Annotated in this window: 17 protein-coding genes; 13 read left to right on the top strand and 4 right to left on the bottom strand. The window is 59.4% G+C overall.

Features of this window, described 5'->3' with window-relative positions; all coding sequences use genetic code 11:
- Positions 1-49: 49 nt before the first annotated feature.
- Positions 50-457, top strand: a complete 408-nt coding sequence (gene cdd / locus HY36_RS14370; protein WP_241764220.1) for a cytidine deaminase — start codon at positions 50-52, stop codon at positions 455-457.
- On the opposite strand, the gene HY36_RS17920 is transcribed toward cdd, so the two are convergent.
- The gene (locus tag HY36_RS17920) at positions 454-1,011 is read right to left on the bottom strand and encodes an acyl-CoA thioesterase (RefSeq protein ID WP_051602827.1); all 558 of its coding nucleotides are present in this window, start codon (positions 1,009-1,011) and stop codon (positions 454-456) included. The genes cdd and HY36_RS17920 overlap by 4 nt on opposite strands.
- Positions 1,012-1,267: 256 nt before the next feature.
- Entirely contained in the window at positions 1,268-2,473 is a 1,206-nt protein-coding gene (locus tag HY36_RS14360) for a hypothetical protein (protein ID WP_035554274.1), read from the bottom strand.
- 222 nt (positions 2,474-2,695) lie between these two features.
- On the opposite strand from HY36_RS14360, the gene HY36_RS14355 reads away from it, so the two are divergent.
- Positions 2,696-3,589, top strand: a complete 894-nt coding sequence (locus HY36_RS14355; RefSeq protein WP_035554272.1) for a stearoyl-CoA 9-desaturase — start codon at positions 2,696-2,698, stop codon at positions 3,587-3,589.
- Between the two features lie 197 nt (positions 3,590-3,786).
- Positions 3,787-4,548 carry a vWA domain-containing protein gene (locus tag HY36_RS14350; protein WP_035554270.1) on the top strand — a complete coding sequence of 254 codons (762 nt, stop codon included), beginning with the start codon at positions 3,787-3,789 and terminating at the stop codon, positions 4,546-4,548.
- A gap of 112 nt (positions 4,549-4,660) precedes the next feature.
- On the opposite strand, the gene HY36_RS14345 is transcribed toward HY36_RS14350, so the two are convergent.
- A complete protein-coding gene (locus HY36_RS14345) occupies positions 4,661-5,440 on the bottom strand; it encodes an SDR family NAD(P)-dependent oxidoreductase (protein WP_035554268.1) in 780 nt (259 codons plus the stop codon).
- A gap of 65 nt (positions 5,441-5,505) precedes the next feature.
- Here HY36_RS14345 and HY36_RS14340 point away from each other — a divergent pair, with 65 nt between their 5' ends.
- Both HY36_RS14340 and HY36_RS14335 read left to right on the top strand, forming a co-directional pair.
- On the top strand, positions 5,506-5,907 hold the full coding sequence (locus tag HY36_RS14340) for a YkvA family protein (protein ID WP_035554266.1): 402 nt from the start codon (positions 5,506-5,508) through the stop codon (positions 5,905-5,907).
- Between the two features lie 4 nt (positions 5,908-5,911).
- Positions 5,912-6,565, top strand: coding sequence for a lysoplasmalogenase (locus HY36_RS14335; RefSeq protein WP_051602826.1), 654 nt, complete (start codon positions 5,912-5,914; stop codon positions 6,563-6,565).
- Here HY36_RS14335 and HY36_RS14330 read toward each other — a convergent pair.
- Complete coding sequence (locus tag HY36_RS14330; protein WP_241764219.1) at positions 6,562-7,443, bottom strand: TauD/TfdA dioxygenase family protein; 882 nt, start codon at positions 7,441-7,443, stop codon at positions 6,562-6,564. The two genes, HY36_RS14335 and HY36_RS14330, sit on opposite strands and share 4 nt — an antisense overlap.
- A gap of 90 nt (positions 7,444-7,533) precedes the next feature.
- On the opposite strand from HY36_RS14330, the gene HY36_RS14325 reads away from it, so the two are divergent.
- The 8 genes from HY36_RS14325 (at position 7,534) to HY36_RS14290 (ending at position 15,459) form a co-directional block, all read left to right on the top strand.
- A complete protein-coding gene (locus HY36_RS14325) occupies positions 7,534-8,697 on the top strand; it encodes a phosphoserine transaminase (RefSeq protein WP_035554262.1) in 1,164 nt (387 codons plus the stop codon).
- A 95-nt stretch (positions 8,698-8,792) separates the two neighbouring features.
- Positions 8,793-10,388: a phosphoglycerate dehydrogenase gene (serA, locus tag HY36_RS14320; protein WP_035554259.1), complete on the top strand. Its 1,596-nt coding sequence runs from the start codon at positions 8,793-8,795 to the stop codon at positions 10,386-10,388.
- Between the two features lie 114 nt (positions 10,389-10,502).
- On the top strand, positions 10,503-11,090 hold the full coding sequence (locus tag HY36_RS14315) for a flavodoxin family protein (RefSeq protein WP_035554258.1): 588 nt from the start codon (positions 10,503-10,505) through the stop codon (positions 11,088-11,090).
- A 64-nt stretch (positions 11,091-11,154) separates the two neighbouring features.
- Positions 11,155-11,736 carry an acyloxyacyl hydrolase gene (locus HY36_RS14310; RefSeq protein WP_035554256.1) on the top strand — a complete coding sequence of 194 codons (582 nt, stop codon included), beginning with the start codon at positions 11,155-11,157 and terminating at the stop codon, positions 11,734-11,736.
- Between the two features lie 81 nt (positions 11,737-11,817).
- Positions 11,818-13,287 carry a flavin-containing monooxygenase gene (locus tag HY36_RS14305; RefSeq protein ID WP_035554254.1) on the top strand — a complete coding sequence of 490 codons (1,470 nt, stop codon included), beginning with the start codon at positions 11,818-11,820 and terminating at the stop codon, positions 13,285-13,287.
- Between the two features lie 132 nt (positions 13,288-13,419).
- Positions 13,420-14,919: an alpha/beta hydrolase gene (locus HY36_RS17915; RefSeq protein WP_051602825.1), complete on the top strand. Its 1,500-nt coding sequence runs from the start codon at positions 13,420-13,422 to the stop codon at positions 14,917-14,919.
- Positions 14,920-14,988: 69 nt separating this feature from the next.
- Positions 14,989-15,168, top strand: coding sequence for a hypothetical protein (locus HY36_RS14295; protein ID WP_035554251.1), 180 nt, complete (start codon positions 14,989-14,991; stop codon positions 15,166-15,168).
- A 63-nt stretch (positions 15,169-15,231) separates the two neighbouring features.
- The gene (locus HY36_RS14290; RefSeq protein ID WP_035554249.1) at positions 15,232-15,459 is read left to right on the top strand and encodes a hypothetical protein; all 228 of its coding nucleotides are present in this window, start codon (positions 15,232-15,234) and stop codon (positions 15,457-15,459) included.
- Positions 15,460-15,594 lie beyond the last annotated feature (135 nt).

The following is a 15,594-nucleotide window of genomic DNA, read 5'->3' as shown; positions in this document are numbered from 1 at the left end:
GACGACAATGCCTAAGCATGAAGCCTGCCCTTGGCCAGAGGATTGTTCCGTGACTGACGCTCAAATCCCCCTGAAAGACAGAATGAAATCGGCGGCTATTGCGGCACGCGAGAACGCGCATGCGCCTTATTCCCGGTTCAAGGTCGGTGCAGCCGTACTGGATAATCAGGGACGGATTTTTGCGGGATGCAACATGGAGAATGCTGCCTATCCGCTCGGCACCTGCGCCGAGGCGGTGGCGCTGGGTGCGATGATCGCAGCTGGTGGAAAGACCTGTTCGCATGTGCTGATCGTTGGCGGAGATGGTGATCTGTCACCATGCGGCGGCTGTCGTCAGCGTATCGCTGAATTGTGCACATCTGATTGTGTCGTATCCGCGGTATCGGCCGACGGAGCCATACTCAAGGAATGGAAGATGGCAGACCTTCTGCCACATGCGTTCGAATTTGACCGTTAGTCCTGCTTGGAAGCTTGTTCTGCGTCCCGCTCGCGGTCTTTGGCCTGCAAATCTGCAATCGCATCAAGATAACGCTGGCTGAGCGGCGGGCTCGTCAGGTCCAGCCCCATCGCCTCCAGCGCCATATCCGTTGTCACTTTTTGTCGCCGCCGACCGACAAGGCGCGCCACCATGCGACTTTCCGCAATCAGCTTTCCCTTGCTGTGAAACCGGTGACGGAAGCAGATATAGCAATCCTCCCACCCGACGAGTTGCGTTGTCAGTTCGAATTTCTGCGGAAACTTCATCATTCGATAGAATGTGATGGATTCATGCTGGACGATCGGGCTCCAGCCTCGCTTTCGATACGTCATCAGCGCACCGGTCCGGCCCATATAGTTCATTGTGCCAAGATCAGTGAAAGACGAATAGCGCGAATTGGTCATGTGACCGAGCGGATCCTGGTCCCCGATCCAGACCGAAGACCGGATCGTGTGCACATCCATCAGCCCAGTGCGCTTCTTCGTGAAGAACGCCGGTAGGAATATGCGGAGGAACCGGAAGAACAGATTCATACAACAACTCTCTGCCCGCATTATGGAGCATAAGGTAACCAGACTCTTTCAGCGTCGATGGCTGGTCGCGCGGTGACAGTACCCCTCCGGAATACTCCGCCGCTTGTCAGTCATTCAGCTGGACAGGAGAGCATCCGCAAGACGCGGGCCAGAATTGTAGTAAATATTGCAGGAAGCACGAAAAAAGCCGGCACATTCTGTGCCGACTTAGTTCAGATGGAGAAGCACCAGAGCGTTGCTTCACCGACTCTATGCATCAGATCCAAAATCGTTCGAATTTTTGTTGCGATAATGAGTTAACGCTATCAGCTGCCGCGTTAACGTGGTTGCGCCCGTACAGTATCAGCAGGGCAACCAGCCCGATTGACGTGCCCTGACTGGAAAAAAGCTCCAGCATCAATGCGAAGAACCAGCCCGGAATGGAGGTGCGCGTTTGGGCCTGAACAAGGATGTCGCCGCTGCCTGTGCCAAGCAATTCTGCATTGGCTGCATCAATCCGCGCCTGCAGGTCATCGCGGCGACGGGCAAGGCCAAGTTCGTTCTGCGCATCACGATAGGGTTTCTGATGCGTACGCCCCACGCGTTCAACTTCCGCCAGATATGCCTCCAGCCCCTCAACCGAGCGCGTCTCAGGGGGAATCCCCTCCAATTGTCGCCGCCAATCGGTGATCTGCATTTCCAGCACGTCCCGATTTGATCCAGCCTGTACCAATTCGGCTTCGGCTGCGCGATTATTGGCAGCAATATACATTTGCGTGCCGACGATGGACGTGCCGCCCCCCGCCAGGGCGAACAGAAGGGCACGAATGCCTTCCTTCATCCGGCCATTGGCAGAGTGCCAATAGAAGAAGGTAAATCCGCCAAAGGAGATGACCGCGGCAATCACACCGGTCCAGCCCCAGACGCCAGACTGCAATGGGTCGGCGACCGAGCTGGAAAAGGCCTGATAGTTCGCAAAGCCCGACAGCCCAGCCGCAGCCAGACCAGCGCCAAGAAACACAAGCGCCAGTAAAGTGATGATGATCTTCTCGCCGGTGTGGCGCCCTTGCCGCGCTGTCTTGCGCGCCGCTTTGGCCTCTCGCCGTAGCTCGCCCTGTGATCGGACACGCTGCCCCTCCCCCAAATGAACCACTCTGGGCTCGGTCTTCACGACTGCGCGGGTGGCGCGGATAGGGGCGACAGAATAATCTGTATCAACAATGTCCCGAACCACGGGCGAAGAAGCAGGCTCTCCCGTCTCAAGCGCGCGAACCAATTCCCGGAACGAACCCGACGCGCCACAATTGCTGCAACTGAATTGCTCACTGACCTGGTTAAGAGTCAGGCTGTTGTCTCCTGCCTCGATGCAATCCTGCGTCAGGCGGCATGTGCTTTTTACCTCTGCCTCATCCTGACTGGAATCAAGATCGAGCCCGAGTTCCCGGAGCCGTTGCAAGTCAAATTGGCGACGATCGTCCGCCATGCAGCGCCTCCTACAGGTTCCCGGCACATGTTCCCCACGTGTTCTAGCCAATCCGAGGCCGGTTCGTCACCCCCACACCACACGTATCGATAACGTTTGCGCCAGCGATGTTGTTACACCTTTACGAGGGTGGCCCCCTCACCTTAAGTCTTTAGCAATCCGCATTGCCGGACACTTCTATAAAACACGGCCCGCCTCAGGCGGGTTCACTGGAGGAACTCAATGACGCTGCCCCGCTCGCTCGCCATTCCAAAGACATGGAAAAATTTCAATTATGCGAGCTTTTTCTCGGCCTTCGGTTATCCCGCGCTTGGCCTGGCCCTGTTCATCACCATGATCGTGCTGGGCCTCGCCCTGACCCAGCTGACCTTCCATTGGTGGTACATTCCGTTGGCCGTTGCCGTAATCGGCGCGTCGATCTTTGTCTGTAATGCTGGCATCGGGCCGCTTCACCGCATCCTGCAGCACCGGGCCGGCGAACTGGCCATGCCGGGCCAGATTGTCACCATGATCAATCTCGTGATCGCCATGCAGGGCAATGTGAAGGATTGGGTGAATTATCACTCGCAGCATCACCGCTTCTCCGACAAGCCGGGCGACCCGCACAACCCCTTCGAGTCCAAGCGCTGGGCGTGGGTTGGCTGGATCCTGTGGCGCGACAAGAAGGACACACAGCGCCCGCTGGCCATGTGGTTGAAGAACCAGCCAGCCGTCGTCTGGATGGACCGCTTCTATAATGAGATCAGCCTGGTGGTGCACCTCGTCATCCCGGCGGCGATCTATCTCGTCGTATGGGCCGCCGGTGGCTCGCTCCTGCTGACCGCGCTGATCCACGCCTCGGTCGTGATCGGTCGCGCCATTCAGTTCCACGCCACCGTTTATGGCATCAATGTGCTCGGCCACCTGAAGACTCCGCTCTGGGCTGATCACGTCATCGGGTTGCTCACCGGCGGGGAAGCCTTCCACGATCATCACCACGACCAGCCGGTCAGTGCGCTGCACCGCCCGCGCCGCGGCCTGTGGAACCGGATTGTCGATTATAACGGCACCATCCTGCTCGCGATGGAAAAGATCGGCTGGGTGCGAAATCTGAAGATCGCGCCACAATTCGCCTGATCAATCCTATCAACATCGGGAGACGCTGGCTGCTGAAAATGAACAGTCAGTCATATTAACCGGGTGCGGACCATCATTCGCACCCGATTACCTTCCTAACAACGCGTTAATGCCACATGTGTGCCTGATTTCGCCCAGACATTGATCTACATCAGGCCGGGTGGCCAGATCGTTGATTACTGGGAAGGGACGCACGCATGAAAAAGCTCATCACCACGCTCGCCGCTGGCGCAGCCGCCATCTCCTTGATGGGACAGGCTTCCGCCAAGATACCCGCACCGGAACCCGAAGATGATCCGGGGGCGGTGCATTCCTACATCCTGCTGGACCGAACCGGCTCCATGAGCAGCATCTGGGATGAAGCGCTCACTTCTGTAAACGCCTACGCCGCCAGCGTTGGCGAAGCCGACGAGGGAGAGATCGAAGGCGATGACATCAAGACAGATGTCACGCTCGCCATATTTGACTATCAGGATGGCATGCAGTTTGACGTGCTGCGCGACAAGGTGACGGCAGAAAACTGGACAAACGTCACAAACGACGAAGCCAATCCACGCGGCATGACCCCCCTGTTCGATGCCATCGGACGCATCGTCTCCCGCGCCGAGGCAGACAATCCTGAAAAGGCCGTGATCGTAATCATGACCGATGGCCTTGAGAATTCTTCCCGTGAACTGACCAGGGATGGCGCAAAAGCTGCGCTCGATCGCGCCGAGGCCAAGGGTTGGGAAGTCGTTTTCCTGGGCGCAGAATTCGCCCGGTTCGATGATGCAGAGGCCGTCGGCGTATCTGCATCCAAGACCATGGCCGTTGGACAGGGCTCGATGAGAGAGTCCATGTCTGCGCTCGCGAAGAAGTCGCGGGCCTATGGCAAGGGAGAAGAAGCAGAAATCATCTTCGACGAAGAAGATCGTGCGATTGCTGATGAGGAAGGCGTGAAACAACGCAAGGGACAGTAACGGGGACGACCGGGAGCCGGGCTCCCTGTCTTCCTCGCGGCCCGCTTCCATTAAAAAGGCCCGCCCCTTTTCGGGAGCGGGCCTTGAAGCGTTCCTGAAGGGCTTTGGCCGATCAGCGCGGCGACATGCGGATCGCGCCGTCGAGGCGGACGTCTTCACCGTTGAAGTAGCCGTTCTTGATCATTTCGCAGGCGAGCGAGGCATACTCGTCCGGATTACCAAGACGGGCCGGGTTCGGCACGGAAGCGGCCAGCGCCTGTTTCACATTGTCCGGTGCGCCCTGCATGAGCGGCGTGTCGAAGATGCCCGGCAGGATCGTGTTCACACGGATCAGTTCACGCGACAGGTCACGTGCGATCGGCAGCGTCATGCCAACCACGCCGCCCTTGGAGGCAGAGTAGGCAGCCTGCCCCATCTGTCCGTCTTCAGCCGCGACAGATGCGGTGTTCACAATCGCACCGCGCTCCCCGTCAATCGGGTCCAGCGACATCATGCCAGCGGCAGATTTGGCGATGCAACGGAAGGTACCCACCAGATTGATCTGGATAATCAGGTCAAACTTATCGAGCGGGAAATGCTTGATCTCGCCGGTTTCCTTGTTGCGGCTGGCGGTCTTGATCGCGTTGCCGGTGCCGGCGCAGTTCACAAGGATACGCTCCTGGCCGTTTGCCGCGCGAGCCTTTTCAAAGCCGGCATCAACAGACGCCTCATCGGTGACGTTCACTTTGCAGAAAACGCCGCCAAGCTCGCTGGCGAGAGCTTCACCTTTTTCTTCGTTCAGGTCGAACAGGGCAACTTTGACGCCTTGTGCGGCCAGTTTGCGGGCTGTCGCTGCGCCGAGACCAGACGCACCGCCGGTGATGACTGCAGAGATGTTAGAGTTCAGTTCCATGGGCTGCTGCCCTCCCTTGTTTTTGTTGATACACTATTGGTCTATAGTGCTGACAGGAGTTCGCAATGTCTGACGCAGCGGAAATAATAAACATGGTGCAGGACGCCGATGGCCGGTTCACGCCGCAATCGGTGGAGCGTATGGAGCGCGGCGCGAAAGGCCTCGTGCCGAAATTGCTGAAAGTCGCCGGAAAGATACCGTTTGCGGATGACCTAGCGGCAGCCTATTTCGCGGCGCGCGATCCGGACACGCCACTCAAGGCAAAAGGCGTTCTGTTTGCAGCGGCGGCCTATTTCGTGATGCCAATCGATCTGATGCCGGATTTCCTGGCTGGGCTTGGCTTTACGGACGACGCAACCGTGCTCGCCACAGCGCTCGGCATTGTGGGCATGCATGTGAAGGACGTACATCGCGGAATGGCGCGCCGCCTGCTGCGCATGCCCGAACCAGTCAGACGCGAAGACTGATCCAGTGACACTCTCAACCGGCGTCCTGCTCGCATCGATCGCTCTCGGCGCCCTGTACGGCGTTGCATTCTGCTGGCGTCCGCACAGCCTGCTCAAACTGATTGTGAAAACCGGCTCCACCGCCCTGCTCGCGCTGTGGGCATATTTGCTTGGCGGCCCGGTCCTGCTGGTGGCTGGGCTGGCTCTGAGCGCGCTTGGCGATTTCTTCCTTGAGGCTGATGAGAACGACAAATTCCTGCTGCCCGGCATGGGCGCCTTCTTCGCGGCGCATATTGCCTATATTGCGCTGTTCTGGGCCCTGCCACAGGCTGATCGGACGCTCTTGATCCTCGCCGCACAGATTGGCCTTATCGCCTGCGGCGTCGTTTTTATCCGCTGGCTCGCGCCATGGGTAACGAAAGACATGCGTTTCCCGGTCATCGGATATGGCGCGATCATCCTGATGATGGGCGCAGCAGCGCTTCGGCTAGACCCCGCCTATCTTCCCGTCCTGCTGGGTGCGCTCATGTTCATCGCGTCAGATGTGATCCTGTCGTTTCAATTGTTTGTCAGGCCAGCAGATGCGCCGAAACGCGCCCTGCCCTCCATCGCACTCTGGTTTCTCTATTATGGCGGTCAGGCCCTGATCGCCTGGGGCGTGCTCAGCAACCTCGATTAGCGGGGTCGGTCGCCATTGATCGTGGCGCGGCGCATGTGGCGTCGATAGCCGTGATAATCATTCAAAGCGTAGTGCCAGACACAGCGATTGTCCCACATGGTCACATCCCCCGCCTGCCAGCGCACGCGGCATGTATTGCGCTCCTCGCGGGACAGGTCGAACAGATAGGTCAGCAGCGGCCGGCTTTCCTTCCGGCTCCAGCCCGCAAAGCGCAGCGTGAAGGCAGGATTGATAAACAGGCCCTTGCGGCCCGTCTGCGGATGGGTGCGGATCACGGGATGTTCGAATTCCGGCGCATCGGGCGCTGATTTCGCGTCCATCGACTGGCGCACCGCCGCCGAATACCCATCGGCGCCGTATTCCTTGCTGGCCGTATGGATCGCCGTCATGCCCTCCAGCGTCGCCTTGAGCCCATCTGACAGGCGATCATAAGCCGCCTGCTGGTCGGCAAACAGCGTGTCCCCACCATAGGGCGGCACTTCGATGGCGTGCAGCACAGACCCTAGGGCCGGCTCCTCCAGAAAGCTCATGTCGGAATGCCAGCCGCCGCCAAAATTGGTTTTCTCGTCCGGTTCCTTGATGATTTCCAGCAGCTCCGGATGGCCGTCCATGCCCTTCACATATGGGTGTATATTCAGCGTGCCGAACCGCCGCGCGAAATCCTTCTGCTGGTCCGGCGTCAGCCCGTTCTGGCCGCGCAAAACGATCACCTTGTGATCGAGAAATGCCTGATGGATCTCATCGAACTCGGCATTCGACAGGCCGCTGAGAAGGTCTGCCCCGAAGATTTCGGCGCCGAGAGTGCCCGACAATGGCTGAATGGTCAGGGTCATGCGCTCTACTGAACCACCGACCTGCACACGACGCAATATTGTCATTTGCGCCCGCCAAGGAAATGTGAGACAGACGCGGCGGGCCAGGCGCCCCCAACGGCGCTCAGCCTATCTGTGAGGATAGGAGTAAAACAGATGACCGATGTCGCCAAACCCGGCGTGCTGCCAGCATGCCCGCATTTTTCTTCCGGACCGACCGCAAAGCGTCCCGGATTTTCCCTTCAAAATCTTGAAACCGCCGCCTTGGGCCGTTCGCACCGCTCTGCCGATGCGAAGAAGAAGCTGAAAGCCGCGATCGATCGCACGAAAAGCATTCTGGGCATTCCGGATGATTATCGCGTGGCCATCGTGCCGGCGTCCGATACGGGCGCGGTCGAGATGTGCATGTGGTCCATGCTGGGCGCAAAGCCTGTGGACGTGTTCGCGTGGGAAAGTTTTGGCCAGGACTGGGTTACCGACGCGACCAAGCAATTGAAGCTTGCTGACTGCAACACCTATGTCGGCGATTACGGCGAGCTGCCGCCTTTCGAAAAGGCACGCGACGATGCCGACATCATCTTCACATGGAACGGCACCACGTCCGGCGTGCGCGTGCGCAATGCCGACTGGATCAAGCCAAACCCGGACCGTGTCGTGATCTGCGACGCGACCTCTGCTGCCTTTGCACAGGACATCGAATGGGAAAAGCTCGATGTCATCACCTATTCCTGGCAGAAATGTCTGGGCGGTGAAGCAGCTCACGGGATGTTGATCCTGTCACCGAATGCCGTCCGCCGTCTGGAAACCTACACGCCAGACCGTCCGCTGCCGAAAATCTTCCGCATGACCAAGGGCGGAAAGCTGAACGAAGACCTGTTCCAGGGCGCAACAATCAACACGCCCTCCATGCTATGCGTGGAAGACTATCTTCAGGCGCTCGACTGGTGCGAGAGCCTTGGTGGCTGGACGGGCATGAAGGCTCGCTCCGATGAGAGCCTTGCCCATCTGACGGACTGGGTCGCGAAAACCGACTGGATCGATTTCCTCTGTCCGGATGCGGATCTTCGTTCGAACACAGGCGTTACACTGACAATCACGGATTCGCGCGTTGCCGGTCTGGACGAAGCGGGCCAGCGTGCCTTCGTCAAGGCGATGATGAAACGGCTCGAAGCTGAGAACGCATGCTATGACGCTGCCGGTTACGCCAAGGCCCCTCCGGGACTGCGCATCTGGTGTGGCGGCTCTGTTGAGCCATCCGACGTCGCCAAGCTGACACCGTGGCTCGACTGGGCCTTCGCTCAAGAAGTCGCGGCACTGTAAGGCCACGTCCAGACTTGCTTTTCCTGCCCTCTCTCATCCTCGGCCCTGCTGAGGATGGGGGACGCAGCCCTCAATGCTCATGAAGAGACAGACACATGACCAAAGTCCTGATCGCTGACAAACTCAGCCCCGCCGCCGTCGATATTTTCAAGGCGCGCGGAATCGAAACCGACATCAAGGTTGGCCTTTCAAAAGAAGAGCTGATCGAGATCATTCCACAATATGACGGCCTTGCCGTTCGTTCTGCCTGTAAACCGGATGCAGATGTCATTGCCGCCGCTGACAATCTGAAAGTCATTGGCCGCGCCGGAATTGGTGTCGACAATATCGACATCAAAGCCGCCACCGCCAAAGGCGTGGTGGTCATGAACACGCCATTCGGCAACGCCATCACGACGGCAGAACACGCCATCGCCATGATGTTTGCTGCGGCCCGCCAGATCCCGGCCGCCAATGCCCGCACACAAGCTGGCGAATGGCCGAAGAAAGACTTCATGGGAACGGAAGTTTCCTACAAGACGCTCGGCCTGATCGGTTGCGGCAATATCGGCAGCCGCGTTGCGGAGCGCGCCATTGGCCTGAAGATGAAAGTGGCCGCACATGACCCGTTCCTGACGGAAGAGCGCGCCGTTGAACTGGGCGTTGAGAAAGTCGAGCTTGAAGAATTGCTCGCCCGCGCAGATGTCATCACGCTGCACGTTCCGCTTACAGATCAAACCCGTAATGTCCTGTCCCGAGAGGCGCTTGAGAAAACCAAGAAGGGCGTCATCCTCGTCAACTGTGCCCGGGGTGGCCTGGTCGACGAACTCGCGGTGAAAGACTTGCTGGAAAGCGGCCATATTTCTGCTGCAGCCTTCGACGTATTCGCCGAGGAACCGGCGAAAGAGCACGCCCTGTTCGGCACGCCAAACTTCATTGCTACGCCGCACCTTGGCGCGGCGACGACTGAAGCACAGGAAAACGTCGCCCTTCAGGTGGCGGAGCAAATGGCCGACTATCTGCTTTCCGGCGCGGTCACGAATGCGCTGAACATGCCGTCCATCACCGCTGAAGAAGCCCCGCGCATCAAGCCGTTCGCAACGCTGGCCGAAAAAATTGGCAGCTTCGCCGGTCAGATCTCTGACTTCGGCTATGACGAAGTCGTCATCGAGTATGAAGGCGAAGTGGCTGACCTGAACCGCAAGCCGCTGACGGCCGCCCTGCTCGCAGGTCTGCTGCGCGCCTCCCGCGGCGATGTGAACATGGTCTCCGCCCCGGCCATACTGGCCGACAGCGGCGTCAAGCTGACCGAGACGAAGACTGAGGACAGCCCGGTCTATGACAGCTTGATCCGCATCAAGGTGAAAACCAAAGCGACCAAGAACGCCCCCGAAGGCGGCTGGCGGACACTGGCCGGCACGATCATCGCCGGACAGCCGCGCATCGTCGAAGTGAAGGGCATGGCGCTGGAAGGCGACTTCTCGCCTGTCATGCTCTACATCAACAATCTGGACACGCCGGGCTTCATCGGTGCGCTGGGCCAGATGCTGGGCGAAGCCAACATCAACATCGCCACTTTCCATCTCGGCCGCACAGCTGCTGGAGAAGAAGCGATCGCACTGGTCGGAGTAGACGCTGTTCCGCCAACCGACATGATCGAGAAGCTCGATGCGCTGCCGCAAGTTCGTTATGCGAAAGCGCTGACATTCTAAGCCAGAGCGGCGCGTTTCATACGCGCAGCGCATAGATACTATGCTTCAAGGGCGGGCTGATCGGCGGATCGGCCCGCCCTATTTGCTCCTTTCAACACGCAAAGGAGTTCTCAAATGGCCAAGATCGCCATCGTTTATCATTCAGGCTACGGCCATACAGCCAAGGTCGCCGAACACGTCCGGAAAGGCGCTGCCAGCACCGGTGCGGAGGTCACGCTCTACAAAGCCGAAGATCTCGCCTCCCCCGAATCAGGCCCCTGGAATGAGCTGAACGCCGCAGATGGCATCATTTTCGGTGCGCCGACCTATATGGGCTCGGCCTCTGCCCAGATGAAACAATTCCTCGATGCCACTTCCAAGGCATGGTTCACCGACGCCTGGAAAGACAAGATTGCTGCTGGTTTCACCAATTCCGGTTCGCTCGCAGGTGACAAATCCAGCACGCTGAACCAATTCTCCACCATCGCCGCCCAGCATGGCATGGTCTGGGTGAATTTCGGTTTGAAATCAGGATTCAACGCCTCCGGACACGACTTCGCCGGCGCCCTGAACCGTGCCGGCTTCTATAACGGACTTGCAACCCAGGCGATGACTGACCTGTCCGCTGAGGAAGGCCCCGACGCCTCAGACCTGAAGACAGCCGAGCTGTTTGGCGAGCGTGTCGCAAATGCCACCCTGCGCTGGGTTCGCGGCGCAGCCTGACGGAACGGAGTTGACGGCGCGGCGTTCGCTCCCTTCATTGGGGAAAATTACATAGGGTTAACATATGAAACGCGCCGTCTCGCTCCTGCTTTGCTCGTCCATTCTTGCTTCAGGTGCCGCTAGCGCCGACATTCTCAGTGAAGCGCGTTTCGGCGTCATGCAGGAGAATATCTGCATCCTCGATTGCGACAATGCGAACAAGGAGCCCGGCCAGAACATCAGCGCCGAGCTCCTCTTCGCCTCTCCTGACTTTCTCGACCTGATCTGGAGCCCGAAGCCCTATGTGATGGGCAGCCTGAACACGCAGGGCGACACGAGCTTCGGCGGGTTCGGCCTGCACTGGTCGTTCGATTTTGCCGACAAATGGACCTTCGAGCCGAGCGTCGGCTATGTCATCCATGATGGCGAACTGGCCAGCCCCTTCCCTCAAGGCGACCCGCGCGGCGACGCGTTCACCGAGGAACACGTCCTGTTCGGCTCGCGGGATTTGTTCCGCACGACATTCGGCCTTCATTACGAGATCAACGAGACCTGGGGGGCGGAGCTGCTCTACGAGCACCTCAGCCACGGTCAGATCCTCGGCAATGGCCGCAATCAGGGCATCGACAATATCGGGCTGCGCGCCACCTACGCATTCGGGAATTAAGCCCTCCCGCTGCGGAACCCCTTGTGAAACGCAGGCGTCGTGACACTCTTCCTCCCATAAAAATAATGGGAGGAAACACGCATGCCGGACAAGCACATTGTCATTATCGGCGCTGGCCTTGGTGGGCTGACCGCCGCCATCAAGCTGCAGGAAGCCGGCTACGACTTCACAATACTGGAACAGGCGGGCCGTGTCGGCGGCACTTGGGCTCAAAACACCTATCCGGGCTGCGCCTGCGACGTGCCTGTGGCCGCCTACCAGCTCTCATTCGCCCAGTCGATGAACTGGACCCGCGTGTATCCACAACAGCCTGAAATCCAGGCCTATGCCGAAGAGATCACGGACCGCTACCAGCTGCGCCCGAACCTCCGCCTGAATGAAGCCGCAGAAAAGGCTGTCTGGGATGAAGCGACGAAGATGTGGACCATCACCACCTCCAAGGGTGAAACGCTGACCGCTGACGCGGTGATCGGCGCGCTGGGCCAGTTGAACCGCCCCTTCTGGCCGGATATTCCCGGCAAGGACAGTTTCAAGGGCGCCATCATGCATTCTGCCGAATGGGATCATTCGGTTGAACTTGATGACAAGCGGATCGGCATTATCGGCTCGGCCGCCAGCGCCGTGCAGATTATCCCCGAAGTCGCGAAAACCTGCGCCAATGTCGGGGTCTTCCAGCGCTCGCCCAACTGGGTCATCCCACGCAATGACCGCTTCATCTCGCCAGAGGAGATGGCGCTGATGTTCACCATTCCGGACAAGGCGATGGAATTCGCAGAAATGAACCGCAAGCTGATCTATGAGAATGCGGACTATTTCTTCTGGCAGGCCTTTGAATGGACACCGGAGGGCCGGGCGCACTTTACGCGCCTCGCCACGGATCATCTGCACGAGCAAGTGCCGGATGAAGAGATGCGCAAGAAACTGACGCCGGACTATCCTGTCGGCTGCCGCCGCATCCTGATCTCGGACGACTACTTCACCACACTGATGCAGTCGAATGTCGACCTGATCACGGATCACATCGCAGAGATTGTGCCGGACGGCATCAAAACCGTGGACGGAAAGACCTACAAATACGACGTGCTGGCGTTCGCCACCGGATTCGAAACCACAGGCTGGCGCTGGTCGGTCGATGTCATCGGCCGCGATGGCCAGTCGATCACCGACGCCTGGGAAGACGGCCCCGAAGCCTATCTCGGCATCACCGTGACGGGCTTCCCGAACTTCTTTGTCCTCTACGGCCCGAACACCAATCTCGGCCACAACTCCATCACCTTCATGCTGGAGCGCCAGGTGGAATACACGCTCAAGGCGCTGCAGGCGCTCGACGAAAAAGGCGCCGCCGCGCTTGTGCCGACCGAAGCCGCACAGGCCGCCTACAATGCTGACCTTCAGGAAAAGCTCGGCAAGACGGTCTGGGCCGACCCGGCCTGCAACAGCTGGTACAAGACCGGCACCGGCAAGATCACCCAGAACTGGTCCGGCCACACCCGCGCCTACGCCGACGCCGTCGCGGAGGTGAAGCTGGAGGATTATGAGCTGGTGCCATAAGGGCCCCGGTCACTGGGCCCCAATCACGGGCATCGCCGTACATAAAGCCCGCCAAAATTCCGTGTCGCCATTCCTGCTCAATTGATATATTCATATAACAATATGAGTTCGAGCGAGATCGGAGACGCGTGAATGGCGAATTGTGGATATGTAACCCTGCCCAATGGGCGCCAGATTCACTTCCGCGCCGAAGGCTCCGGCCCGCCCTTGCTCGTCCTGCACCCTTCGCCGCAGCATTCCGGGGCGATGGGCGCCGCCCTCAACGCCTTCTCCCCGCTCTGCACCTGTATCGCGATGGATACGCCCGGCTATGGCTGGTCGGATGCGATCGCGCTGGAAACGCCCACGGTTTCCGACTACGCCGTCGTGCTCAATGACGTGATGACGGCGCTCGGCTTTGACAGATACTTTGTCTACGGCGCCGCCACAGGTGCGCAGTTTGCGGCAGAACTCGGCAAGCTCTATCCGGATCGCGCCAGATTCGTGATGCTGGATTCCAACGGCCACATCTCCGATGAAATGGCGACGCGCCTGATCGACAATGGCTATTTCGCGGATGTTACGCCGCGCCGGGATGGCGGCCACCTGCTGACCTATTGGGACATGTGTCGCCAATTGTTCTTCTCTTTCCCGTGGAACTCGGATGATCCGGCCGAACGCCTGGGGCTGGACCTTGCGCCGGCTGACATGACGCATGCGATATTCCTGCGATACCTGCTCGCGGGGAAAGATTACGCCAAAGCGTACAAGGCTGCGCTCCACTCCGAGAAGCGAGCGCATCTTGATGGGCTGAATGTCCCCTCCATCATGACCCGCTGGCAAGGAAGCCCGGTAAAGAACATTGCGGATGACCTCATAAACATGGGCCTGCCTGAGTGCATCACGGTCCATCATGCTGGCGCTGGTCTTGATGCGCGCTACGGTGTTCAGGCAGACGCCCTGAAACAACAGATCGCGACGCAGGCCCTTCCGTCTACGAACGCAGGTTCGCTGGTCAAACCTGACCCGTCGACAGATCTCCGCCGAACCTATCTGTGTACGAATTTCGGCCAGCTTCACGCCTACCGCCTTGGCGGTGGCAGTCAGACGCCCCTGGTCCTGCTGCATGCTGCGGGGCAATCCGGCGGGCAAATGCTGGGGCAGGCCGCGGAGCTGGCAAAGGACCGCCCGGTTTGGGTGATTGACCTGCCCCATCATGGCGGCTCATTCGATCTGCCTGAAGGTGGAACGATCAGCCTGGACACGCTCGCCACCTACATTCAGCTCGGCCTGAAATCTGCTGGGCTCGACCATGCCGGCTTCACTGGCCGTGGCCTCGGCGGCGCCATCGCTGGCAAAATCCCCGGAAACACAGCGACCGCCGCCGTACCGCCAGCCCATCATGAAGACCTGCCGGACCTGGCACCGCAGGATGATGGTACGCACCTGATCAGGGCATGGTCCACGTGCCGCGACATGGCAATCTTCCATCCCTTCTGGGATCATCGCGTAGCGGCCCAGCGCGACACCCCGCTCGACCTCTCGCCCGCAATCCTCCATGCAAAGACGGCGGACATGTTGCGGGTCGGCGCCAGATGGCGGGAGTTCATGCAGCTGGAACTCGCCGAAGCAGGCCTTTCAGGCATCGCATAACCGGGCAGATCCCAGCACGCAGTTCCGCGCCTTATCCGTCTGAGACGTCCTGCTTCCACACTTGGTGGCATGAGCAAGGATTCCTCCTTCATCGCCATGATGGCGCTCGGCCTGCATGTTGTCTTTGCACCGCCGAAACAACGCGCGCCCTCGCCAGATTTGCCGGACGGCGTGGAGATAGTCATATTTCCCGGCGCGGTGGAATATCATCTCACCCTCCTGCCAGCCTCACAACAACTCAACCTATAAGATCCGTTTCCAGAAATTGCACGCAATGGTTGTGCGCGTGCCGGCCCGGTCTCCACGGCCAGATTGCTCGCCCGCGTCCGGGCGCTTCATCGCCTCCTGAAATCTCCTGAAGCTGCCGCCAAACGTCTCGCCCGCAGCTTCCAGCGCCTCAAGGCAAAGGGCCGCCCCAGCCCGGTGGCGGGTCCTGCGCCGAATGCGTTTCGCCTCAACGCCGAGCTTGGCGCACTCTCGACCGCCCTTCCCGGTCTGCTGAACGCAAGGCTGATATCGGCCTGGACTGATTCCGGCTGAGCCAGCCGACAATGCGCCCACCCTGCCGGAACGCACACCGCGTCTCCGGTCACAGGAGAATCCGCTCCCACCTGCGACAAAGGTATTTCACTCTTCCCCTTGCAATTGCCGCTCAAATCCTGCCCAAGTCCCGGC

The sequence above is a fragment of the Hyphomonas atlantica corrig. genome, assembly GCF_000682715.1.
GTDB lineage: Bacteria > Pseudomonadota > Alphaproteobacteria > Caulobacterales > Hyphomonadaceae > Hyphomonas > Hyphomonas atlantica.
This window is presented reverse-complemented; position numbering and strand designations above follow the sequence as displayed.